Origin of the sequence: Microbacterium sp. M (assembly GCF_045181065.1) — a bacterium.
Classification (GTDB): Bacteria; Actinomycetota; Actinomycetes; order Actinomycetales; family Microbacteriaceae; genus Microbacterium.
In genome coordinates, this window is sequence record NZ_CP173721.1 from 815,718 (window position 1) to 837,583 (window position 21,866).

The 21,866-nt window shown below is 63.4% G+C and carries 18 protein-coding genes; 15 read left to right on the forward strand and 3 right to left on the reverse strand.

What is annotated here, in order from left to right; genetic code table 11:
* Nucleotides 1–34: 34 nt before the first annotated feature.
* From ACI7YT_RS03790 to ACI7YT_RS03830, 9 genes are all read left to right on the forward strand, one after another.
* Nucleotides 35–190 carry a hypothetical protein gene (locus ACI7YT_RS03790; protein WP_406249159.1) on the forward strand — a complete coding sequence of 52 codons (156 nt, stop codon included), beginning with the start codon at nucleotides 35–37 and terminating at the stop codon, nucleotides 188–190.
* Nucleotides 191–276: 86 nt separating this feature from the next.
* Nucleotides 277–1,386 (forward strand): ABC transporter, encoded by a 1,110-nt coding sequence (locus ACI7YT_RS03795; protein ID WP_406249160.1) that lies wholly within the window; start codon nucleotides 277–279, stop codon nucleotides 1,384–1,386.
* 69 nt (nucleotides 1,387–1,455) lie between these two features.
* Nucleotides 1,456–1,884 (forward strand): hypothetical protein, encoded by a 429-nt coding sequence (locus ACI7YT_RS03800; RefSeq protein WP_406249161.1) that lies wholly within the window; start codon nucleotides 1,456–1,458, stop codon nucleotides 1,882–1,884.
* A 55-nt stretch (nucleotides 1,885–1,939) separates the two neighbouring features.
* Complete coding sequence (locus ACI7YT_RS03805) at nucleotides 1,940–2,587, forward strand: spermidine/putrescine ABC transporter substrate-binding protein (RefSeq protein WP_406249162.1); 648 nt, start codon at nucleotides 1,940–1,942, stop codon at nucleotides 2,585–2,587.
* A gap of 204 nt (nucleotides 2,588–2,791) precedes the next feature.
* Entirely contained in the window at nucleotides 2,792–3,160 is a 369-nt protein-coding gene (gene rpsL, locus ACI7YT_RS03810) for a 30S ribosomal protein S12 (RefSeq protein ID WP_017201609.1), read from the forward strand.
* Nucleotides 3,161–3,165: 5 nt separating this feature from the next.
* On the forward strand, nucleotides 3,166–3,636 hold the full coding sequence (gene rpsG, locus ACI7YT_RS03815) for a 30S ribosomal protein S7 (protein ID WP_264156984.1): 471 nt from the start codon (nucleotides 3,166–3,168) through the stop codon (nucleotides 3,634–3,636).
* A gap of 111 nt (nucleotides 3,637–3,747) precedes the next feature.
* Nucleotides 3,748–5,862, forward strand: a complete 2,115-nt coding sequence (fusA, locus tag ACI7YT_RS03820; RefSeq protein ID WP_406249163.1) for an elongation factor G — start codon at nucleotides 3,748–3,750, stop codon at nucleotides 5,860–5,862.
* Between the two features lie 146 nt (nucleotides 5,863–6,008).
* On the forward strand, nucleotides 6,009–7,199 hold the full coding sequence (tuf, locus tag ACI7YT_RS03825; RefSeq protein ID WP_406249164.1) for an elongation factor Tu: 1,191 nt from the start codon (nucleotides 6,009–6,011) through the stop codon (nucleotides 7,197–7,199).
* Between the two features lie 115 nt (nucleotides 7,200–7,314).
* Complete coding sequence (locus ACI7YT_RS03830) at nucleotides 7,315–7,989, forward strand: VanZ family protein (RefSeq protein WP_406249165.1); 675 nt, start codon at nucleotides 7,315–7,317, stop codon at nucleotides 7,987–7,989.
* Between the two features lie 116 nt (nucleotides 7,990–8,105).
* Here the strand turns inward: ACI7YT_RS03830 and ACI7YT_RS03835 are convergent, their stop codons facing one another.
* A complete protein-coding gene (locus ACI7YT_RS03835) occupies nucleotides 8,106–9,041 on the reverse strand; it encodes a hypothetical protein (protein WP_406249166.1) in 936 nt (311 codons plus the stop codon).
* A 247-nt stretch (nucleotides 9,042–9,288) separates the two neighbouring features.
* Nucleotides 9,289–9,978, reverse strand: coding sequence for a hypothetical protein (locus ACI7YT_RS03840; protein WP_406249167.1), 690 nt, complete (start codon nucleotides 9,976–9,978; stop codon nucleotides 9,289–9,291).
* 177 nt (nucleotides 9,979–10,155) lie between these two features.
* On the opposite strand from ACI7YT_RS03840, the gene ACI7YT_RS03845 reads away from it, so the two are divergent.
* The 5 genes from ACI7YT_RS03845 to ACI7YT_RS03865 all read left to right on the forward strand — a co-directional run bounded on the left by ACI7YT_RS03845 (nucleotide 10,156) and on the right by ACI7YT_RS03865 (nucleotide 15,793).
* Nucleotides 10,156–11,382 (forward strand): hypothetical protein, encoded by a 1,227-nt coding sequence (locus ACI7YT_RS03845; RefSeq protein WP_406249168.1) that lies wholly within the window; start codon nucleotides 10,156–10,158, stop codon nucleotides 11,380–11,382.
* A gap of 12 nt (nucleotides 11,383–11,394) precedes the next feature.
* Nucleotides 11,395–12,144, forward strand: a complete 750-nt coding sequence (locus tag ACI7YT_RS03850; RefSeq protein ID WP_406249169.1) for a hypothetical protein — start codon at nucleotides 11,395–11,397, stop codon at nucleotides 12,142–12,144.
* Nucleotides 12,145–12,373: 229 nt separating this feature from the next.
* Complete coding sequence (locus tag ACI7YT_RS03855; RefSeq protein ID WP_406249170.1) at nucleotides 12,374–13,525, forward strand: polysaccharide pyruvyl transferase family protein; 1,152 nt, start codon at nucleotides 12,374–12,376, stop codon at nucleotides 13,523–13,525.
* A gap of 61 nt (nucleotides 13,526–13,586) precedes the next feature.
* Nucleotides 13,587–14,723 carry a UDP-galactopyranose mutase gene (gene glf / locus ACI7YT_RS03860; protein ID WP_406249171.1) on the forward strand — a complete coding sequence of 379 codons (1,137 nt, stop codon included), beginning with the start codon at nucleotides 13,587–13,589 and terminating at the stop codon, nucleotides 14,721–14,723.
* A complete protein-coding gene (locus ACI7YT_RS03865; protein ID WP_406249172.1) occupies nucleotides 14,720–15,793 on the forward strand; it encodes a polysaccharide pyruvyl transferase family protein in 1,074 nt (357 codons plus the stop codon). The genes glf and ACI7YT_RS03865 overlap by 4 nt, the downstream gene beginning before the upstream one ends.
* Before the next feature lie 19 nt (nucleotides 15,794–15,812).
* Here ACI7YT_RS03865 and ACI7YT_RS03870 read toward each other — a convergent pair whose 3' ends face one another.
* The gene (locus ACI7YT_RS03870; protein ID WP_406249173.1) at nucleotides 15,813–16,736 is read right to left on the reverse strand and encodes a glycosyltransferase; all 924 of its coding nucleotides are present in this window, start codon (nucleotides 16,734–16,736) and stop codon (nucleotides 15,813–15,815) included.
* 198 nt (nucleotides 16,737–16,934) lie between these two features.
* On the opposite strand from ACI7YT_RS03870, the gene ACI7YT_RS03875 reads away from it, so the two are divergent.
* Nucleotides 16,935–21,833, forward strand: coding sequence for a glycosyltransferase (locus ACI7YT_RS03875; RefSeq protein WP_406249174.1), 4,899 nt, complete (start codon nucleotides 16,935–16,937; stop codon nucleotides 21,831–21,833).
* Nucleotides 21,834–21,866 lie beyond the last annotated feature (33 nt).

The following is a 21,866-nucleotide window of genomic DNA, read 5'->3' on the forward strand; positions in this document are numbered from 1 at the left end:
CACCAGCCGGACGGGCCAGTCGTACTCTCAGCACATGGCGGCACGCGTGGGAGGGCGCAACCGGGCGATCAGCTGGATCGTCGGTCTTCTGTGCGCCGGCGTCGTCGCCGCGCTGCTGTGGTTCGCGGTCCCCGCAGGGCCCGCAGTGATCGAGATGGTCGGCAGCAGCCTGCGCCAGCTCGCGCCCTGACCTGTCGACACGTCGGCACGCCTCCCGGAGCGCCTGGGCGAGCGGCGATACCCTCGCAGTGCACATATCCGACGAGAGGCGCCCCCATGAGTGACCCCGAGGTTCCCCAGCCCGAGAAGCCGACTGACGTGAACGACGTCGTCGACAGCGCCAAGGCCGGTCTCGAAGAGGCTGCCGCGGCCGGTGCCGACGTCCCCGCTGCGACGAACGAGCCCGCCGACTCCGCCGAATCCGAGCCCGCCGAAGACGCACCCGCCGCCGACGCAGAAGCCCCCGCCGTCGACCCCGACCTCGCCGCCTTCGAAGAGATGGAGCAGGCGCACCCGGGGACGTTCACGAGCCTCCCCGAAGGCACCCCGGCAGCCCCCGACGGCATCGCCGGCGGCGAGGCGCCGACGGTCGCGACTCCGACCCCGGCCGACGACAACGACGCCAACGCCAACGACGACGACCTCAAGGCCGCCGAGATCGCCGCGGCCGCTGCCGCCGGGGCGGCCATCAACGAGCGTTCGAACATCGTCGCCGAGGAGCCCACGTCGGTCACCTCCGTCTACGACGAGCCGAGGGATGCCGAGACGCACGTCCTGCCATCAGAGCCGGTCGTCGCCGCTGCCGCCGCTCCGGCCGCCATGCAGCCGATCTTCGTCCAGGCCCCGGAGCCGCCCCGTGACCGCGGCAACCGCGGAACCGCCGGACTCATCGGCCTGCTCGCCACGCTCGTGTTCGCGGTGCTGTACCTCGGCGTCGTGCTCGCGGTCGGCGCGATCAACGGCGACGTCATCGCGGAGGAGATCGGCGACGCCGCGCTCGCGCCGCTGACGACATGGGGCTTCTGGACGCCGGTCGTCATCTTCTTCATCTCGTTCTGGCTGCTGGGCGCGATCATCAACCGCGGACGCTGGGGCCTGTGGGTCATCTTCGGCCTGCTGGTCGGTGTCGCGACCTACTTCGGCTTCATCCTCGGTCAGCTGTTCGAGGCGCCGTTCTGGATGATCACGGCCGCTCAGGGCGCCGAGCTCGTCAACGAGCAGCTGTTCTCGCCGCTCGCGATCGCGGCCTTCGTCCTCGGACGCGAGCTCACCATCTGGTTCGGCGCGTGGGTGGCCCGCAGCGGCGCCCGCAAGTCCGAGCTCAATGCCGAGGCTCAGCGCGAGTACGAGCGCACGCTCGAGGCCGGCCCGACACTTCCGAGGTAAGTCACGAACATCTCCACGCCGAACCCCCGCGGGCCCGAGTCCGCGGGGGTTTCGGCTGTCCTGGCGCTGGTGCTCTCGACGATCAGCTTCTTCGCGCTGGCGATCGTCGGTCTCGGGGCGGTGAGCTTCGCGATGGATGCCGACATCATCGACGTTCCAGGGCTCGGCCAGGGGCCTGGCGTGATCGGGATGGCAACCGCCGTCGCCGTGTTCGCCGGCGTCGAATGGGCGGCGGTGCGCCTGGCTCGCCCGGTCTATCGATCGGTGTGGGTGACGTCCCTGATGACGGCCCTCGCGCACCTGCTCGTCGTGGCGATCGGTGCACTCATCGCAACCGGTGACCCCGTGAAAGCGCTGGCCGCCGCGGGAGACCTCGTCACGGGCGGGGCGAGCCTGGTCATCCTGCTGGCCGCGGCGATCGCCGCGTGGGGCGGCGTGGCACTGCGGCGGACGCGTGCTCAGCATCCGACCTGGCCGTGGGAGCGCGACGACGAGTAGTCGCCGTACGACGGGAATCACCCGATTCCCTCCGCGATCGCCGTACCCTGTAATCGTGGAGCGCTCACTGGAGACGCAGGTCGACCAGGCCGTCGAGGCCTGGCTGCGCTGGGTGCCGCGCTGGGAGCCGGCCACCCACCGCGGACGCGTCGCGCCCTGCCGGCGCTGCCTCGGTTCGCCGATCCTGTCCGCGGTCGGCATCGGCGGCAATGTGCCGCACGGCGTGCAGCACGGACTCTCCACCCGCATCAAGACGATCGTCGACCATGCGGTCGCCGACTACACGGCCCACAACCTGCCGATGCTGCAGCGCGAGCTCGACCAGCAGGCGGCCCGCAACCGCGCCCGCAGCTACCGGCCCAGCGAGGACCTCGCGCCGGAATTCGAGGGGATGCCGCTGGATCCCGAACCCGTGCCAGGGGCGCCGTTCCTGTTCACGATCGCCGGGATGGCCGATGAGGAGAGCTCCGAGCTGCCTCCGCTTCCGCCGCTGAGCGACGAGGCCAAGGCCGCGCTGCGTCAGGAGGTCACCCTCGCCGACGAGTACGCCAACATGGTGGGGCGGGAGATCTGCGGCATCCTGCTCCGGCACCGGCTGTCGGTGCAGGCGGCCATCTCGCAGTACGTCGAACCGCAGATCGAGGCGATGCTCGAAGAGCTCACCCGGTCGCTGGACGCCCCGTTCGACCCCGACGCCGGGTAGCACCCATTTGACCCGGTATGTGACGCGGCATTACACTTGATCAGGTGTGTGCACGTCTCGGCGTGCCTGCACACGGGCGCCGGTCCGATACCGGTCTGCCCCCACGGCATACCCATCACGCAAAAAGCACGTCGATTCCGGCGTGCTGGTGGGTCTGATGTGAATCCATCGCGCTGTCACCGTGCAGCACAACTAGGAGAGAACGTGCCAACCATTCAGCAGTTGGTTCGCAAGGGTCGCTCGCCCAAGGTCACCAAGACCAAGGCGCCCGCCCTGAAGTCGAACCCGCAGCAGGCCGGGGTATGCACCCGCGTCTACACCACCACCCCGAAGAAGCCGAACTCGGCGATGCGCAAGGTCGCTCGTGTGAAGCTCCGCAACGGCACCGAGGTCACCGCGTACATCCCCGGTGAGGGCCACAACCTGCAGGAGCACTCCCTCGTGCTCGTCCGCGGCGGTCGCGTCAAGGACCTCCCCGGTGTGCGTTACAAGATCGTCCGCGGCGCCCTGGACACCCAGGCAGTCAAGAACCGTAAGCAGGCTCGTTCCCGCTACGGCGCGAAGAAGGGTTGAGTTAGATGCCTCGTAAGGGACCAGCCCCCAAGCGCCCCGTCGTCAACGACCCGGTATACGGCGCTCCGATCGTCACGTCGCTCGTGAACAAGATCCTCGTCGACGGCAAGAAGTCGCTCGCCGAGTCGATCGTGTACGGCGCCCTCGCCGGCGTCCACGCCAAGAACGGCGAGGACGCTGTCGCCACTCTCAAGAAGGCGCTCGACAACGTGCGCCCCACCCTCGAGGTCCGCAGCCGCCGCGTCGGTGGCTCGACCTACCAGGTTCCGGTCGAGGTCAAGCCGCACCGCGCGAACACCCTCGCGCTGCGCTGGCTCGTCAGCTACGCGAAGGGTCGTCGTGAGAAGACGATGACCGAGCGTCTGCAGAACGAGATCCTGGACGCCTCGAACGGTCTCGGTGCCGCGGTCAAGCGCCGTGAGGACACGCACAAGATGGCCGAGTCGAACCGCGCGTTCGCTCACTACCGCTGGTAACAGCCCCGCTCGCCTCCGGCATCCGCGAAAACGGATGCCGGAGGCGGGCACCCTCCCTCTCCTCGCAGAATTCCTGCAAGTCAGAACTGCAAGAAAGATAAGGACACTCCTGTGGCACAAGACGTGCTCACCGACCTGAGCAAGGTCCGCAACATCGGCATCATGGCGCACATCGATGCCGGCAAGACCACCACCACCGAGCGCATCCTGTTCTACACGGGCGTCAACCACAAGCTGGGCGAGACCCACGACGGCGCCTCGACCACCGACTGGATGGAGCAGGAGAAGGAGCGCGGCATCACGATCACGTCTGCCGCCGTGACCTGCTTCTGGAACAACAACCAGATCAACATCATCGACACCCCCGGTCACGTGGACTTCACGGTCGAGGTGGAGCGTTCGCTCCGCGTCCTCGACGGTGCTGTCGCCGTCTTCGACGGCAAGGAGGGCGTCGAGCCCCAGTCCGAGACCGTGTGGCGTCAGGCCGACAAGTACAACGTCCCCCGCATCTGCTTCGTCAACAAGATGGACAAGCTGGGCGCGGACTTCTACTTCACGGTCGACACCATCGTCAACCGCCTCGGCGCGAAGCCGCTGGTCATCCAGCTGCCGATCGGTGCCGAGAACGACTTCGTCGGCGTCATCGACCTGGTCGAGATGCGTGCACTGGTCTGGCCCGGCGATGCCAAGGGTGACGTGACCATGGGCGCCTCGTACGAGATCCAGGAGATCCCGGCAGACCTCAAGGACAAGGCCGACGAGTACCGTCAGACCCTGCTCGAGACCGTCGCCGAGACCGACGACGTGCTGCTGGAGAAGTTCTTCGGTGGCGAGGAGCTCACGGTCGCCGAGATCAAGGGCGCGATCCGCAAGCTCGTGGTCGCCAGCGAGATCTACCCGGTCCTGTGCGGTTCCGCGTTCAAGAACCGTGGCGTTCAGCCGATGCTGGATGCTGTCGTGGACTACCTCCCCAACCCCCTCGACGTCGGTGCCATCGAGGCGCACGACCCGAAGGACGAGGAGAAGATCATCGAGCGTCACCCCGACGCGAAGGACCCGTTCTCGGCCCTCGCGTTCAAGGTCGCCGTGCACCCGTTCTTCGGTCGCCTCACTTACGTGCGCGTCTACTCGGGCCACCTGGACTCCGGCTCCGCGGTCACCAACTCGACCAAGGGCAAGAAGGAGCGCATCGGGAAGATCTTCCAGATGCACGCCAACAAGGAGAACCCGGTCGACTCGCTGACCGCCGGCAACATCTACGCCGTCATCGGCCTGAAGGACACCACCACCGGTGACACCCTGGCCGACATCGCAGCCCCGGTCGTCCTCGAGTCGATGACGTTCCCGGAGCCGGTGATCGAGGTCGCGATCGAGCCGAAGACGAAGGCCGACCAGGAGAAGCTGGGTGTCGCCATCCAGAAGCTCGCTGAAGAGGACCCGACCTTCCGCACGGAGCTCAACCCCGAGACCGGTCAGACGACCATCAAGGGCATGGGCGAGCTGCACCTGGACATCCTCGTCGACCGCATGAAGCGCGAGTTCCGCGTCGAGGCGAACGTCGGCAAGCCCCAGGTGGCGTACCGCGAGACGATCAAGAAGGCCGTCGAGAAGTACGACTACACGCACAAGAAGCAGACCGGTGGTTCGGGTCAGTTCGCGAAGATCCAGTTCTCGATCGAGCCCCTCGACCTCGACGCCGAGAAGACGTACGAGTTCGAGAACAAGGTCACCGGTGGTCGTATCCCGCGCGAGTACATCTCGCCGGTCGACCAGGGCTTCCAGGACGCCATGGCAGCCGGTGCACTCGCCGGTTACCCCATGGTGGGCGTGAAGGCGATCCTGCTCGATGGTGCATCGCACGACGTCGACTCCTCGGAGATGGCGTTCAAGATCGCCGGTTCCATGGGCTTCAAGGAGGCCATGCGCCGCGCGAACCCCGTGCTGCTCGAGCCGCTGATGGCCGTCGAGGTCCGTACTCCTGAGGAGTACATGGGCGACGTCATCGGCGACCTGAACTCGCGTCGTGGTCAGATCCAGTCGATGGAGGATGCCGCGGGCGTGAAGGTCGTGCGTGCTCAGGTTCCGCTGTCCGAGATGTTCGGCTACATCGGCGACCTGCGCTCGAAGACCTCTGGTCGCGCTGTCTACTCGATGGAGTTCCACTCCTACGCCGAGGTCCCGCGGGCCGTGGCGGACGAGATCGTCCAGAAGACCAAGGGCGAATAAGCCCTTGTCCGGGGCGGCTTCGGCCGCCCCGGACAACACACAACTTCATAAAGCTCTCTCTACTAAACTGAGAATCAAACCCCGTAGGGAACCGGTCACAATCCAGTGCCCGACAACCCCTACACGAACGTCCTGAGGAGGACCCAGTGGCCAAGGCCAAGTTCGAGCGGACCAAGCCGCACGTGAACATCGGAACGATCGGTCACGTCGACCACGGCAAGACCACGCTCACCGCAGCGATCTCGAAGGTTCTTGCTGACAAGTACCCGTCGGCGACCAACGTTCAGCGCGACTTCGCGTCGATCGACTCCGCTCCCGAAGAGCGTCAGCGCGGTATCACGATCAACATCTCGCACGTCGAGTACGAGACGCCGAAGCGCCACTACGCGCACGTCGACGCCCCGGGTCACGCTGACTACATCAAGAACATGATCACCGGTGCCGCTCAGATGGACGGCGCGATCCTCGTGGTCGCCGCGACCGACGGTCCGATGGCTCAGACGCGTGAGCACGTTCTGCTCGCCAAGCAGGTCGGCGTGCCGTACCTGCTCGTCGCGCTGAACAAGAGCGACATGGTCGACGACGAGGAGATCCTGGAGCTCGTCGAGCTCGAGGTCTCCGAGCTGCTCGCCTCGCAGGGCTTCGCTGAGGACGCTCCTGTCGTTCGCGTCTCGGGCCTGAAGGCTCTCGAGGGCGACGAGAAGTGGGTCCAGTCGATCCTCGACCTCATGGAGGCCGTCGACGCGAACGTTCCCGACCCGGTGCGCGACAAGGACAAGCCGTTCCTGATGCCCGTCGAGGATGTCTTCACGATCACCGGTCGTGGAACCGTCGTCACGGGTCGCGCCGAGCGTGGCACGCTGGCCATCAACTCCGAGGTCGAGATCGTCGGCATCCGCCCGACGCAGAAGACCACGGTCACGGGTATCGAGATGTTCCACAAGCAGCTCGACGAGGCGTGGGCCGGCGAGAACTGCGGTCTGCTGCTCCGTGGCCTCAAGCGTGAGGACGTCGAGCGCGGCCAGGTCGTCGTCAAGCCGGGTTCGGTTACGCCGCACACCGACTTCGAGGGCACCGCGTACATCCTGTCCAAGGACGAGGGTGGGCGTCACAACCCGTTCTACACGAACTACCGCCCGCAGTTCTACTTCCGTACCACCGACGTCACCGGCGTCATCACGCTGCCCGAGGGCACCGAGATGGTCATGCCCGGCGACACCACCGACATGACGGTCGCGCTGATCCAGCCGATCGCCATGGAAGAGGGCCTCGGCTTCGCCATCCGTGAGGGTGGACGCACCGTGGGTGCCGGTACGGTCACGAAGATCATCAAGTAAGTACTTCTTACTTCTCAGCGGGGTCGGGCCTTCGGGTTCGGCCCCGCTGTCGTTTGCCCGGGGGATTCTCGGGATGCTGTCGATACCCTTGGCTTCCGACCATCAAGGGAGCCCCATGAGCGAGATCTACGTCGGCCCACCGCCGCCGCGCAGTTACGCGCGCCTCTGGGTCTCGACCCTGCTGCTCATCATCTACACGGCGTTCGTGCTGCTGGTGACGATGTGGCCGAGTCCGCAGGACCTGGAGTTCGACAGCATCGCTTCACGCGTGCTGCGTGCGTTGCACAACCTCGGCATCCCCGAGACGTTCGGCTACGACAAGCTCGAGTTCACCGCGAACATCGCCATGTTCGTCCCGCTCGGGTTCCTGCTGGGCCTCGCACTGGCGCGCAAGGCGTGGTGGGTCGCCCTGTTCCTGCTGCCGGCGTTCTCGGCCGGCATCGAGCTCACCCAGGGCTTCGCTCTGGAGAGCCGCGTCTCGACGTTCTACGACGTCATGGCGAACTCGATCGGCGGGTTCCTCGGCCTGCTGCTCGCGATGATCATCCGCGCCATGATCCACGTGCGCGACCGCACGATGATCGAGCGCGAGCTCTGGGAGCGCCGCCGCGCGGCCGCCGAGCTGCAGCGTCAGAACGCGGCGCGCGCCGCGGCACGCAAGCCGCAGCCGGCCCAGGCGTGGTCTGCCCAGCCGGAGCCGGTCTACGTCGAGCCCGACCCTGTGACGCGGGTGCTGGATGCCGACTTCTGGGCTTCGCCGGATGCCCCGACGCAGCGGATCTCGGTGTGAATGAAGTACCGGGCTCGCGGCAGGAGCCCGGAGGCATCGTCCACTTCGCCTTGGTGCTCGCCAGGAGATCCGAGAGCCGCAGACGAGCTTGACGAATACTCGAAGGGAACGTCAGGTCAGACTGCGTCCTTGAGGTGGGCTTTGTGCAGTAGCGAAAGCAATGGGAAGTCGCTTCCGTTGACAGCCAAGTTCTCGACGAGCAGATACTCCCCGAACTCTCCCACGAGATCTGCCTCTATCTGATCGCCGATCTTAATGGCTTGGAGCATGTCAGATGACAGAAGGCGTGAGTGCACGGGGAGCGCCTTGGCGTACGAATCGCGAACGCACTGCCAGCCGCGCGGTTCCGGGGTGAGGCCGTGATACTCGGCAAGCACTGGCCGCAGGTGGCGTGCCCAGTGGACGCCCGCGATATCGAGGTCCATGTGATGGTCCTCGGGATTGCGGTTGCGCAGTCGCGCCTTCACGACGCCCGCGACCGGGTCAATGATGTCGCTGGCGATGTCGACGAAGGGAAGGTTGCGCCGTTGCGCCTCGCTTGCGAGCGCCCGGTTGTATTGCATCGTCAGGTCAGTTCGTTCCCGCTGCGTCGCGGTGATCGAGGAGCGCTTCTGGACGACCTCGCCGACCAGATCATCGTCAGAGATAGTCGGCAGAGTGGCGCCGGTGATCACGATACGCCGAAAGCCCGCAGCAATAAGCTCATCGACGAACTCAAAGTACGCCTCGACCGACTGCCGCGCCTGAGCCTGCACACGTTCGTCGTACTTTGCGGCCCGATACCAGATGACAAATCCGCAGTCGACCTCTCCGAGATGTATCACGACGATTGCGTCGCGAGGCTTGTCGCTGATCCACTCTCGATAACGCCCGATCGCGTTGGTTTTTGCGTTCGGATTCCGCATCCCAACGGCAGTAGCGCCGCCAACCTCGAGTCCAGTGAGCTCGCCATGCGCAAGCAGCCCGTGCTGGGCGGCCCTCCTGAAGTAGCGGACATGGCTGTCTCCGAGGTAGTAGATCGGAAACGGGGAGGTGGCCGCTGCTGGGCTCATGACGGATCTCCATTCTCAACCGGACGAACATATCACCGCGGGCGGCTTCCACTGTGACCCTGGCGATCCTGTTTCGACCAGGCCGTGAGGTGAGCGCAAAGCGCCGTCCGGTATGCACGTCCGTGCTGCTCGAGGTGACATCGGTAGTGCCGTGTGCGCTGATTGTGGACCTCAGGCTCGAGCAGGCTTCACCCGATCAAACGCGGCAACGCCTTGTCTTGGTCCTGTCAGCGTTGTCTTGGTCATCTCAGCGTTGCGGCGCTACGCGAGGTGCTGCGCCATTGTCGAGCGGGAACTCGTGGGTCCAATCCACGCCGCTCCGACGCGCTGCCGCGGGCGCCCCCGCGAGCAACGAGTGGGCCTCAGTGAAGGGCTTGTTGACGATACTGCGCGCTGCCACTACCGATCCGTTCGGGATTCGTGCCTTGTTGAGTACCACGGCCTGGTCCCCGATCCACACGTGGTCCCCGATGTCGATCCCGACCTCCGGGTTGAGGAGTGATCCCGTTTCCAGATCCCAAAGTCCATGATGACTGGAGCCACGGACAGAGATCCCCGACGCGAAGAGGCAATCGCGACCGATGCTTACGCCAACCTCAGCGGTGAGTGGGCCGATGATATGCATGGCGCCGTTGAAGACGCAGTCGTCGCCGATCTTGACGAACGTGCCGGTTGAGCACCGGCCCGCGTTCGACACGAACGAGATGCGGACGCCGCCGAACTGTACGCGAATCTTCCCGATCGTAATCACACAGTCGATGGCGGAACCAAGGTCCACGACTACGTTGTGATAGCGCGCGCCCTCCGCAAGATGTACTGAGTTGCCGGACGAGCGCGCGTGAAAATTGATGACTACCCCGTCCGGGAGGTCAGAGGAGCTGAGAACGCGGCTTGAGCCGTACCAGATCTCGTTGCGGGAGTAGGGGTCTTCAGTCACTGGAGGCACTTTCGCGATACTAGCGGAGGGCCAGCTGAAGCGATACTTCCTAAGAGCCAGTTCTCGCAACGCTCGACGCGATCACTCGGATCTTGTCGCGGTAGAGTCGAGCTCAGACCGAGCCAAAGGCGACTCTCGCCGGTCACGGCGCATGCTTGACTATGGCAGGATCGATCTGTGAGCACCGAATCCCTACCAGACACTGTCTACGACGCGTGGATCGCGACTCTCGCCAATCTCGTTGCAGTGAGGTCGCCGATGGCAGCGCCGCTCTATCAGCGACTGGTGGCGCGTGACGATTGGCCCGCTCCTCAGCGCGCTAAGTTGCTGTCGCTTGCGTCTTGGCTTGGAGCGAACGCGCTCCCAGGAGACACTCCGACCATCGGGTCGAACGAAATCGCGTTCGGAGTCATGGGGTACCTCACGCCCGATAACAGTCAAACGTCTCGGAACATTGGGGACTGGGTGCAGACGATGTCGCTGATGTCGCACCTCATTCGTCGGCCTGATGTAGAACTCACAGGCCGAGAGGATCTGGTCGGTGCCTTCACGAGCGCCAAGCAGGCAATCCCTCGAGAGAATCAGATCAGCGGGCCGAGCGCACAGGTGCATCTTGTCGAGTTCAACCGAGATGCGACACTCTACGATGCACTGCCAGAGAACACCTGGGCGTTCGTTTTCGGGTGGTTCATGAAGCGTATCTACGGTGCTGGCGAGCAGATTCCACTCCACCCGAATCTCAATCCCGTCTTCATCTCCTTCCACATAAGTCACCCGCGCTTCCTGACCGCGGCGGCGGTTGAGTACCTCAAGGAGCATGCACCTGTTGGATGTCGAGACTGGCACACGGTCCGTTTGCTGACCGATAGAGGGATCCCGGCATACTTCTCTGGCTGTGTCACGACGACGATCGGATCGCTCTTCCCGACGGCCGAACCGAATCCTTCAAATCCCATCGCCTACGTCGACGTCGAGCCGCCTACGGATGCTCAGAATGTCGTTCGGCTCAAGAATCTTGACGACCGTCTGCGGAAGCGTCCGCTCGCGGAATCGCTCACGCAGGCCTATGAGCGGATCGATGCTTACCGGAATGACTACTCTGAGGTAGTGACGGGACGCCTGCACGCATTCCTTCCTGCCGAATCTTGTGGCGTGAAGGTCCAGTGGGAGCCAAGCGATCCGAACGACCGACGATTCGACGGTCTCATCGGAACGGACGCGCCGCCGCGACATGAGATCCGGACTCGCATTTCCGAGATCGTGCGCACCGTGCTCGATGGAATTCTCGCCGGTGCGACTCCCGAAGAGGTTCGGCGCATCCACGCGGCGGAAGTACAGTCCGACCTGGAGATTGCTGCCGCGCGGCTCGCTTCAGATGCAACCCTGACCAGTAGCAAGAACTGAGCGTGAAATAGCATGACAAATCTCGTCTGGCAGTTCCACATCGACACCACACGCGGCTATGACGGTCCCAACCGTAAGAGGATGGCGATGGCATCCGCCGAACTCGCGTCGCTCTACGCGATGGAACACGGTGCTGAATATCAGCTCGCGTCTCACGCACGCTGGTGGGGGAATGGATACCACGGCGGCCCCGCCATCGAACGCTTCCAACTCCTCGACGAGTCGTATGATCACTACGACTACATCTTGTATTTGGACACTGACATCTTGATTGCTCCGACCGCGCCGAGCATCTTCGAGACGTACGCGGGCGCGATCATTGCTGGCAACAATCAGAACCACGCTCAAGATAAGTTGCGTCTCCAAGAAGGGTGGTTGAAGGACGAGTTCCCGAACCCTACCCGCTACCTCAAGAGCTACGTGAACGGCGCAATCATGATGATGTCGCGCGAGTTCCGTCAGTATCTTCGGGGCGTGCTCAGCGTCGAGGACATGCAGGTGGACCGAGGGCGTCATTGGAGCAAGTACGGAAAGATGGTGCGCTGGCCGGTATACGATCAGTCACTTGTTTCGTATTGGGTCGCGATGTCACCTTATTCGCTCAAGCCGATCTCCCGGGACTGGCTGGTCGGTCCCCATTTCTTCAACCATGGCGGGGCCAAGACCGAAGAGAACCTGCGCAAGTACTTCGACCGTTATGCACAGTTGCGCGAGCAATGGAGCATCGACCCACGTGACCTGGTTGACGTCAGCGGGCAGTAAGATCCTCGGCCGGCCTCGGCCGTAACGGAGACGTTAGAAAAGGTGACGGACCGGCACGCGATGGTGCTGAAGAGCCTGTTACCCTGTGGATCACCCGAGGTCGCGACAGTGGTCGTTCTATCTCGGACAACGCAATGTATTGCGTAAGTCTCGGCGCCGTTGCCGCGGATGAAGGTCATGGTTTCGGGCGGCGGCAGCGCCTATATGTTGATCGGAGGGGCCGGAGATCATGATCTTTCGACGCAGTGTCGGGAGCGACATCATCGACCACGACACGGAGAGCGGGCCGTCAAAGCACAACCTCGAGACCGAACTGCGGGGATTGCTGAAGCCTCGAGTGGGCATCACTGGATCGTTGGCTCGAGGCAACTACGGCGATGAACTCTTCGTTCGTGTATATGAACACTGGCTCGGGCAATGGGCAGACTTGACACTCCTCACCGGCATTCATCGGCCCTGGTATTTTCGTGAGATCCGCACCACCCAAGTCGATATCTTGGATGCCGTTATTCTCGGCGGAGGCGACTTGCTGTGCCCGTATCGGGCGCAGATTGATCCCGATTTCATCAATCCCATGTATCTTCGACGCCCCGTGCACGTCGTTGGGATCGGTGTCGAGAACGACCGGCCCGACATTGATTCCTCTGCAGTCGAGCAATGGAACGACTTCCTGACGGACCCGAACGTGCGCTCCATCTCGACCCGGGACCCTAGTTCGGCTCAGTGGATCACGGAGCACATAAATCCTCAGGGGAACGTCGCAACGCACGCCGACCTCGTCTGTGCTCTCCCGCTCCTGCCGGTCGAGCGAGATGAGGGAAAGCCCATCCTCGGTATCGTCACCAGATACATCAGAGATCCGAAGGATTATCGACAACTCGAGGAGATCGCGGCAGCATACATCGCGAAGGGCTGGCGTGTCCGTCACATCATCGGGGGTGTTGAGGACCATGGAAGGCGTGATCTTGAGAATTCGGAGCATCTCAGGGTTGAGGGCAAAGAAGTCTTCCATTCGAATCATCTCGACGACATAACGCGCGCACTTGGCGAATGCTCGCTCCTGCTGAGCATGAAGTTGCACACAACGATCGTCGCGACCATGTACGGTGTGCCGACTGTGTGCGTCCACCCTGTCGCCAAGATCCGCGCGTTCATGGCATCGATCGGACGGGAGGAGCTGGTAGTGGAACCCACCGATCCTCAGCTGCTCAAGGTGCTTGAGGATGGTGTTCCCGACGTTCCCATGGAAAAGGTCAACCAACTTCGCGACCAGGCTGTCGCCTACCTCAAGGATCTCAGCCAGCGGATCTGGGATGACTATCGGAACACGTCGTCGGTCCGCCAGCACATCCTTCCCGAGACGATGACGTGGGCTGACTGACGAGGACGTCACCGCTGGTCGCGTGTGTGGGGCGCACGCCGCTGGTGGATACGATGGTGGTATGGATCTCCTTGTCGTCGGGTCGGGTTTCTTCGGCCTCACTATTGCCGAGCGTGCTGCTGCTGCGGGTCGTAAGGTCACTGTCATCGATCGTCGTCATCACATCGGTGGGAATGCGTACAGTGAGGCGGAGCCGTCGACGGGGATCGAGGTGCACCGGTATGGGGCGCATCTGTTCCACACGTCGAACGCGACGGTGTGGGAGTACGTGAACCGGTTCACGTCGTTCACGGGTTATGTGCACCGGGTGTACACGAATCACAAGAGCGTGGTGTTCCCGATGCCGGTGAATCTGGGCACGATCAATCAGTTCTTCCAGGCGGCGTATTCGCCGGCCGAGGCGCGGGCGCTGGTGCGGGAGCAGGCGGGGGAGTTCGATGCCGCGACGGCGGCGAACTTCGAGGAGAAGGGCATCGCGCTGGTGGGGCGTCCGTTGTTCGAGGCGTTCTTCCGTGATTACACGGCGAAGCAGTGGCAGACGGACCCGCACAAGCTGTCCGGGGACATCATCAGCCGGTTGCCGGTGCGGTACACGTATGACAACCGGTACTTCAATGACACGTGGGAGGGTCTGCCCACGGACGGGTACACGGCGTGGTTGGAGCGGATGGCGGATCACCCGAACATCGAGGTGCGCCTGAATGTGGACTTCTTCGACGAGTCGCAGCCGTTGAACAAGAAGGCGATGGTCGGTCGGGTCCCGATCGTGTACACCGGTCCGGTGGACCGGTATTTCGAGTACACCGAGGGGGCGTTGAGCTGGCGGACGCTGGACTTCGAGGAGGAGGTCCTCGAGATCGGTGATTTCCAGGGCACGAGTGTGATGAACTACCCGGACATGGATGTCCCGTTCACGCGGATCCACGAGTTCAAGCACTTCCACCCGGAGCGCAAGGACATCTTCGCGCAGGACCGTACCGTGATCATGCGGGAGTTCTCCCGGTTCGCGGAGCGCACCGACGAGCCGTACTACCCGGTGAACACCGCGGATGACCGTGCCGGGCTGCTCGCGTACCGTGAGCTCGCGAAGGGCGAGAAGGACGTGTACTTCGGCGGACGCCTGGGGACGTACCAGTACCTCGACATGCACATGGCCATCGGCTCCGCCCTGTCCATGTGGAACAACCAGCTCGCATGATCCGTCCGCTCTGGGGTGGAGCGCATCGAACGAGGAAGAGCGACAAGCAGGCGCTGATCGTGGGCCCATACCGGGTGCACAACTTCGGCGATGACCTGATCGGCGCCGTGATCGCAAAGCACCTGCAGGCGCACGGGTACAGCGTCTCGATTCCCAGGCTCTCTGCGGATAACGCACGCTGGTTGGAAACACAGCACGCGGAGTCCTATGACGGGCTCTTCGAGGCCTCGGATCTGGTCGTACTCGGTGGTGGCGGCATCATGTCGGATACTGCGGGAGCCAAACCTGGGGCTTCCTACCTGGAGATCATCTCGCGGGCTGTAGCCCAGGGGGTGCTGACGACTCAGCCTCTCGTGATCACCGGGGTCGGGGCGGGTCCATGGCTGCGCGACAAGTCGCGTCGTCTGGCGCTCGAGGTGTCGGAGATCGCACATCGTGTCGGTGTTCGGGACCTGGAGTCATACGAGCATTTGAGAGGACTCGGCGTCGACGATAACAAGATCGTCGCAGGGGCTGACCTGGCACTGCTGACCTCGGATTATCTGCGGTTCCGGCGTCGTCGCGCCCGTGGACGAACGATCGGGCTTCAGTTCGACATCTCTCTTTTCGAGGACATGAGGGAGAACCCGAATCTTGATGCGATCCAAGCTGCTGTGGTCGGATTCGCGAATGACAACGTGCGAAACGTCGTGCTGGTCAGCAACGGGCGTCATCGCTCGCAATTGGCCGAAGCCGCTCCGGATTGCGAGCTCTTGCGCTACGCACGGCTGAAGGAATTCTTGCCGAGACTCGCCGGTCTCGACGTGCTCATGACGTCCCACTTGCACCTCGCGATCACCGCTTATTCACAGCGGATTCCGTCTTTCTCACTCTATGTCAGGGAGAAGACACGTCGCTTCTATGAGCAGATCGGCCACCCCGAACGAGCAGTGGATCTGCGAACTGCAACTCTGGAGGACGTGCGGCGCCTGATCGCATCGTTGGAGACCGCGCGGTGGACTCCAGACGATGAGTCGAGGCTTCAAGAACTGAAGACGCAGTCCCGAGAACTGCTTGAACTGATCCCTTGAAGCGTCCCTAGAAAGATTCTCAGCGCGAACGTGGCCGAGATGGCCGCAGCGCCCGCATCACAAGTTGCGCGTCCATTCTGCGGTCGAGCGCGGCCAACGCGTCGACTTCCTCGATGGGCAGGTAAGTGATCTTCTGCTGTGCGCCCTGGAAGACCCCGTGCACGACATCAGCGACGAGGTCGGAGACGTCTGGGGGCAGATCCCTAGATCCCAGATCTCGCATCATCGCCAGATAACTGAGGTAGTAGCCCTTCGCCGAGCGGACGTCATCGAGCCCTGTGATCGTGGAACCGGGACGAATGCGACGCGCGTAGAAGTCCAGCCGGACATGGGCAACATGATCCGCGTGAAGAAGCAAAGAGAACGTGTACGGGTTGTCCTGGTGCACGATGTCCGGAACGAACCTGGTGCCGACATCGCGAACGAACTCAGTACGTGCGAGATACAGCCCCACGTGTGGGCGGTAATCTCGCCGGTGGCGCATATCCGCGAGCATCTGGACGCCGGATCGCACGTCCCGATACTCCTGTGACCGCTGGTAATAGGTCGCGTACCGCTCCCATGTGGAGCTTGCCACTTCACCATCGCGGAACGCGAAGGAGTCGAAGAGCAGGAGATCCAGGCTCGACGAGTCAGCGTGCTCGACCAGCACGGAAAGCATGTCGTCCTGCCAGAAGTCATCGCTGTCGAGGTAGATCACATACCGCCCGGCCGCCTCATCCAAACCTCTGTTGCGTCCGACCGACTGACCGCTGTTGGGCTGCGTGATGATCCGCAGGCGCTCATCCTTCTCTGCGGTGTGCTGAAGGATGCTCGCCGATCCATCCGTCGAGCCATCGTCCACGCAGATGAGTTCCAGCGCGACTCCGGTCTGCGCAAGAACGCTGGACAGGCAATCCTCGAGCCATGCCTCCGAGTTGTAGACCGGAATCACAACGCTCACGTCGGGAGCCTCGACGAGCGGCATAGGTGTCCATGTGCGAACAGGGTGTGGAATCGGAACGCTCTCGCCGTTCGGGGACGGCATCGCAGCGCCTGCAGACGACTTAGCGCGGCGGGGTGAATCGCCGCGAGCCGACTTGAGCATGCGCGGTAGCCAAGTCGCGGCTCGCCCGATTCTGTATGACGGTGATTCCTCAAGGTGTCGCAGGCGCGTCATAGCGGCGTCTCGTTGTCGCCGCGCGATCGCAAGTTCTTCTGCGAAATCCTGCTCGTCGTCCGGGGTCTCGTTGCCAGTCATTTTCCTGCAATCTCACGTGGGTGCACGGACAACGTACAGTACGTCACCTGTTCGGGCGCGCCGGGCCAAACCCGTAAGATCGAGCATATGATTCGCTCGGGGGATGCTGCGACTGCGCGGCGTTGGCACACTAACGACTTCCTGGTCCGGCTCGCGAACGGCGAGGAACCGACGTCGGCAGTCGAAGAGATCCCGGCATGGGCCTCGACCGAGACAACGTCAAGTACGGGGGCATCCTTTGGGGTCCCTTCCCTCGCGCTCGTCGCCAGCGACGCACCACGGCACGAACGGCTGTCCGTCTTGCGCAACGACGCGTGGGAAGATCGCACGCTCGAAGTATTCGGCGCCAGAACCCGCTCGCAGTGGGCGCTCGACCTCCTCGTGGGTAGGGCCACACAATTCGGTCACGACTGGGCATCATTGCGCTCCGCGGCTCTGGACGGCACAACGACCGATGGCAAGCGTCGATCGCCCCTCGACGCTATCTCGCTCAATAAATTGTTCGCGATCGTCGACACGCTCCATGAACGCGGGATCGATCGCGAGGCCGAGACAGCGCTTCTTCGCGTGATCGCCGAGCGGTTCGTCAATGGGGAATCCTTGGGCAAGGGACACCAGAGCTCCTTGGCCGTGCTTCTTATTCAGAACGGCCTGATCGATCAAGCACGGTCGGCATCGACGTTGTTCGAGAAGGACACATGGCTGACGCATGCTGTGTCCGTGCAGTTGGAGCACCCTGACGTAGGGGGCTCAGTCGAGGCGATGTTGGCCCGCATGAACGAGCCCTATCGCCGGTTGGCCATCGAAAGTGTCGAGCTGGTCGGCGCTGAGCCGTCCTTCTCGGGTCTTCGGGCGACGGCTCAGCATCAGGCGACAGACGGGGCCCTGGTCAGCGTTGCGGTGATCTACGAACGCGCCGACGACGCACTGCTCACTTCTGTGCGGTCGATTCTGGCGCAGACGTATCAGAACTGGGAGCTGCTGTTGGTAGGCGCCGCGCAGAGCGCCGCGCTCAAGAAGCTCGCCGCATCGGATGCCCGAATTCGGCTGATCTCCGTCGACGGAAAGGCCGTTGACGCACGTGACCTGCGTAACGAGGCGCTCCGGTCTGCGAAGGGTGAGTTCTTCACACTGCAGGGCGCCGCTTCGTGGGCTCATCCCCACCGACTCGAGACTCAGGTCCACGATCTGGTGGCAAACCCGTCGCGACTCGCGAATACGGTGCACGCGCTCACGGTTTCGGCGCGATTCGATGTCATCACCGCTGCGGGCGCCACGTTGAACGTATCCGACTCGACGCTCCTGTTCCATCGGAGCACCGCGCTGGACGTGATCGGCTACTTCGACACTTTCAGCTCGATCATCGACATCGAATACCGAATGAGACTCGAAGCGGCCAGCAAGACCAAGGTCGAAGCACTCGTCCCGGGTGCCCCGTTGGTTCTGGATCTCGAATCGGATGTGAGCGAGACAGCCCCGGGGGTGTGGCAACCTGCTGCGAAGCTTGCTGCTCTTTCGTCCACGCAGCACCGTGCAAAGCTCATCGAGACCGGAGAGCTGGACCCGCATGTGGAGCTCGCAGAGGCGGGAGCAGGAAGCTCGTTGCCCAGGCCGGCAGGCGATTCAAACACCGAGTTCGACATCATTGTGGTGCTGGACGGACGGGAACTCTCGAGTCGTCGAAACTTTCTGCGCACTGTTGTGGCGGAATTGCGTGCCGCACGCGAAGCGGGGAAGCGCGTCGCCCTGGTGCAGTCGTACTCGATGCTTGGGCCACGGGCGAACGCGAAGTTCCCGACCGACCTGCAGGGCCTGATCAACCGGGGTGAGGTCACGCTTCTCGCTGACGGCGCCGAAGTCCATGCTGACGCAGTTATCGTGCGCCACGCCGGCGCCGCGCAAGGTAACCCCGCGGAGGCCCGAACCATTGCCGCTAAGCGCGTGGTTGTCGTCGAGGACGCGCGTGCCGGAGATGAGCGAGGCCGTACGATCGCCAGTTCGGACGTCATCGAAACTGTCAGCGCATGGTTCGGCAAAGCGCCGGAGTGGGCGATTGCGCTCCCGGAGATGCCAGACGCCGCGATCACCGCAGTGGCTTTCGACACGCCTGGTGCCCGGTTGATGATCTCCGATTCTTCGCCCGATCGGATCCGACGCGTCCGGTTGATCAACGGCGAGACGATCGTCACGTTCACGCCGATCGTCGTCGCGCCAGAGCTGGTCGCGACAGCCGACCCGTCCGGCGAGTTGGCGGCCGGTGAATGGAAGGTCGTCCTCGACGTCGACGCCGGGGGCGGGAACCTGGTCGAGCAGCCTTGTCCGGTCTCGCCGGACGTCATCATGTGGAACAGCCAGGACAACATGGCAGTTCGGGTCGCCAAGGGCGGGGCGCTTCGGCTGCTTCCTGACCGTTCTTCCGACGAAACTTTGAGCAGCAGCGACTTCAGCCGGAAGTATCTGACCGCGTCGGTGGCTGAAGCGAAGGTGGGGGACGGGCGAATCACCCTCACGATAGACGGCAGGACGGCTTCGCCGCTCGCCGATGTCTACGCCCTGCGGGAGGTCGAGGGCGGTGTCGTGCGGCGCCGCGACTTCACCGCGACGTCCGACGCGGCCGGGCAGAAGACCTGGCGCCGTACCTTGGCGAAGTTCGCCGGCTCACGCTGGCGCCTGTTCGGCAGCTTTCAGACCCCGCTTGGGCGAGTGGAATTCCCCCTCGCGCTCGACGCAACCGCAACGACCGCGGGAACTCGGGATTGGCAGCCACAGGTTTTGTCGGGTGGCCGTATTTACATTGCGCCGCCGGTTCCTGGACGAATCGCATCTGTCGGTCAGCGGGTATCGAAGGCGGCTCAGGGAGCTGTCATCGAGCCCGCGTGGAAGGCGCTGCGCACGATCACGCCGCGCGGTGGTGCAAAGGACCGGATCGTGTTCGGGCCGCAGCACGCCACTTCTCGGCTGACGAGCACGCCGACGGTCTCGATGGTCATGCCCGTCTACAACGTCGAGCCCTTCCTTGATGTCGCCATCTCGTCGGTGCTCGACCAGGACTTCTCCGATCTCGAACTGATCATCGTCGACGATGCGTCGACGGACAATGGGCGTGCGATCATCGAGAAGTACTGGAAGAAAGACAAGCGCGTTCGAGTTTTCGGACTTGACCACAACACGCTCGGCGGGGCAGGGATCCCGAGCAATGTCGGAATCCGCGCAGCGCTCGGCACATACGTCGCCTTCGCGGACAGCGACGATCATGTCACCCGTGACGGTCTCGCACTGCTCGTTGCGAGCGCGCAGAGCAACGCCGCGGACCTTGCCATCGGCGACTTCCGCACCTTCACCGCGGACGACGCCACGGGTACGGAGTCATACGACCGGGCAGTCTGGGCCGATCTTCCCGTGGGAGAAGTGATCTCCGCTGCCAGCACTCCCGACCTGTTCCGGCTCTCGCCGGTCCCGTGGCGAAAGCTGTATCGACGCAAGTTCCTGCAGGAGCACGACATCCTGTACCCCGAGGGGGACTACTTCTACGAGGACAACCCGCTGCATTGGTTCGTGCTCTCTCGAGCCGAGCGCGTGGTGTTGTGCGACACCGTCGTGAGCTTCCACCGCATGGAGCGCGAGGGTCAGACGATGAGCGCCCAGACGTACAAGCTCGGCGCGTTCGTGAATCACGCGAACACGACGATGCGGTTCCTGGACGGCGCCAAGGGAACCAATCGCACGGCGCTCTTCGAAGCGTTCATCGGCTACCTCGACCGCACGCATTGGACGGCGACGCGGCAGACCCAGCCGGTTGCATCGGCACTCGTCAAGCGTGGTTTTGGCGAGGTGTATCGGAAGTCGGTCGCGGCTGCTCCCGGCGTGAAGCTGTCGCCGCGCACGAAGACCAAAATGGCCGAAGACCAGGCGGCGTATCCGGACGTCGACCTCACGATCGTCATCCCGGTGTTCAACAACGCTGATCTCGTCGGCGGGACCATCGATTCATTGCTCACACTGCGCGGCATCACTTTCAATGTGCTGCTCGTGGATGACGGGTCGACGGATGACTCGCTGGCTGTCATGCAGGGCTACGAGTCGCGCCACCCCAACGTGCACGTGTTCGCCCAGGGGAACCGTGGCGCCGGCCGTGCACGGAACTCGGTGATCCCTCTCGCGACGGGGCGTTACACCTATTTCCTCGACGCGGACGATCACGTCGATAGCCGATCGCTCGCGGCGGCGGTTCGGCATGCCGATGCCACCACGGCCGATCTCGTCTTCGTGAAGTACCGGATCGACTACGTCGACGAGGGGCGCACCCGGGGCATGTTCGACGCGGACCGCGATCTGTGGAAGCAGGCGGAATCGGCGAAGACCGGACCGGAGAAGGAGAACTTGGCGGTCCGGCTGATCAACTATCCGTGGAACCGGATCATTCGCACGACGCTGCTGCACGATGCGAACATCTTCTTCGGCGCGACTGTCGTCCACAACGACGTCCTGTTCCATTGGCACAGCATTGTGAGCGCGAACGCGATCGAGTTTTTCGACGTTGAGGTCTGCGTTCACAAGAAGTTCGCGGTTCGCCAGCAGGTGACCAACGTGAACGACGGACGGCGCATGGCTGTGCTCGAGGCTTTGCGTGACACTCACTCGCGAATCTCTCACCTCGACCACTACGGTGACGTGCGCGACGAGTGGCAGCAGTTCGCAGCGCACCTGCTGACGTGGGCTCAGGAACGCATTCCTGCCGAGCTGCAGGGTGAGTATGCGCGAAGGCGCGCACTGCTCACCGCCTCGTTCGAACAGGATTGAGACGATTTTGCCCCGGTGCAGAGATGCACCGGG

Excerpts from the sequence above, each read along its gene's own strand:
- ACI7YT_RS03790 (WP_406249159.1), top strand. The coding sequence starts at position 35 with ATGGCGGCACGCGTGGGAGGGCGCAACCGGGCGATCAGCTGGATCGTC.
- ACI7YT_RS03795 (WP_406249160.1), top strand. The coding sequence starts at position 277 with ATGAGTGACCCCGAGGTTCCCCAGCCCGAGAAGCCGACTGACGTGAAC.
- rpsG (WP_264156984.1), top strand. The coding sequence starts at position 3,166 with ATGCCTCGTAAGGGACCAGCCCCCAAGCGCCCCGTCGTCAACGACCCG.
- ACI7YT_RS03830 (WP_406249165.1), top strand. The coding sequence starts at position 7,315 with ATGAGCGAGATCTACGTCGGCCCACCGCCGCCGCGCAGTTACGCGCGC.
- ACI7YT_RS03835 (WP_406249166.1), bottom strand. The coding sequence starts at position 9,041 with ATGAGCCCAGCAGCGGCCACCTCCCCGTTTCCGATCTACTACCTCGGA.
- ACI7YT_RS03850 (WP_406249169.1), top strand. The coding sequence starts at position 11,395 with ATGACAAATCTCGTCTGGCAGTTCCACATCGACACCACACGCGGCTAT.
- ACI7YT_RS03855 (WP_406249170.1), top strand. The coding sequence starts at position 12,374 with ATGATCTTTCGACGCAGTGTCGGGAGCGACATCATCGACCACGACACG.
- glf (WP_406249171.1), top strand. The coding sequence starts at position 13,587 with ATGGATCTCCTTGTCGTCGGGTCGGGTTTCTTCGGCCTCACTATTGCC.
- ACI7YT_RS03865 (WP_406249172.1), top strand. The coding sequence starts at position 14,720 with ATGATCCGTCCGCTCTGGGGTGGAGCGCATCGAACGAGGAAGAGCGAC.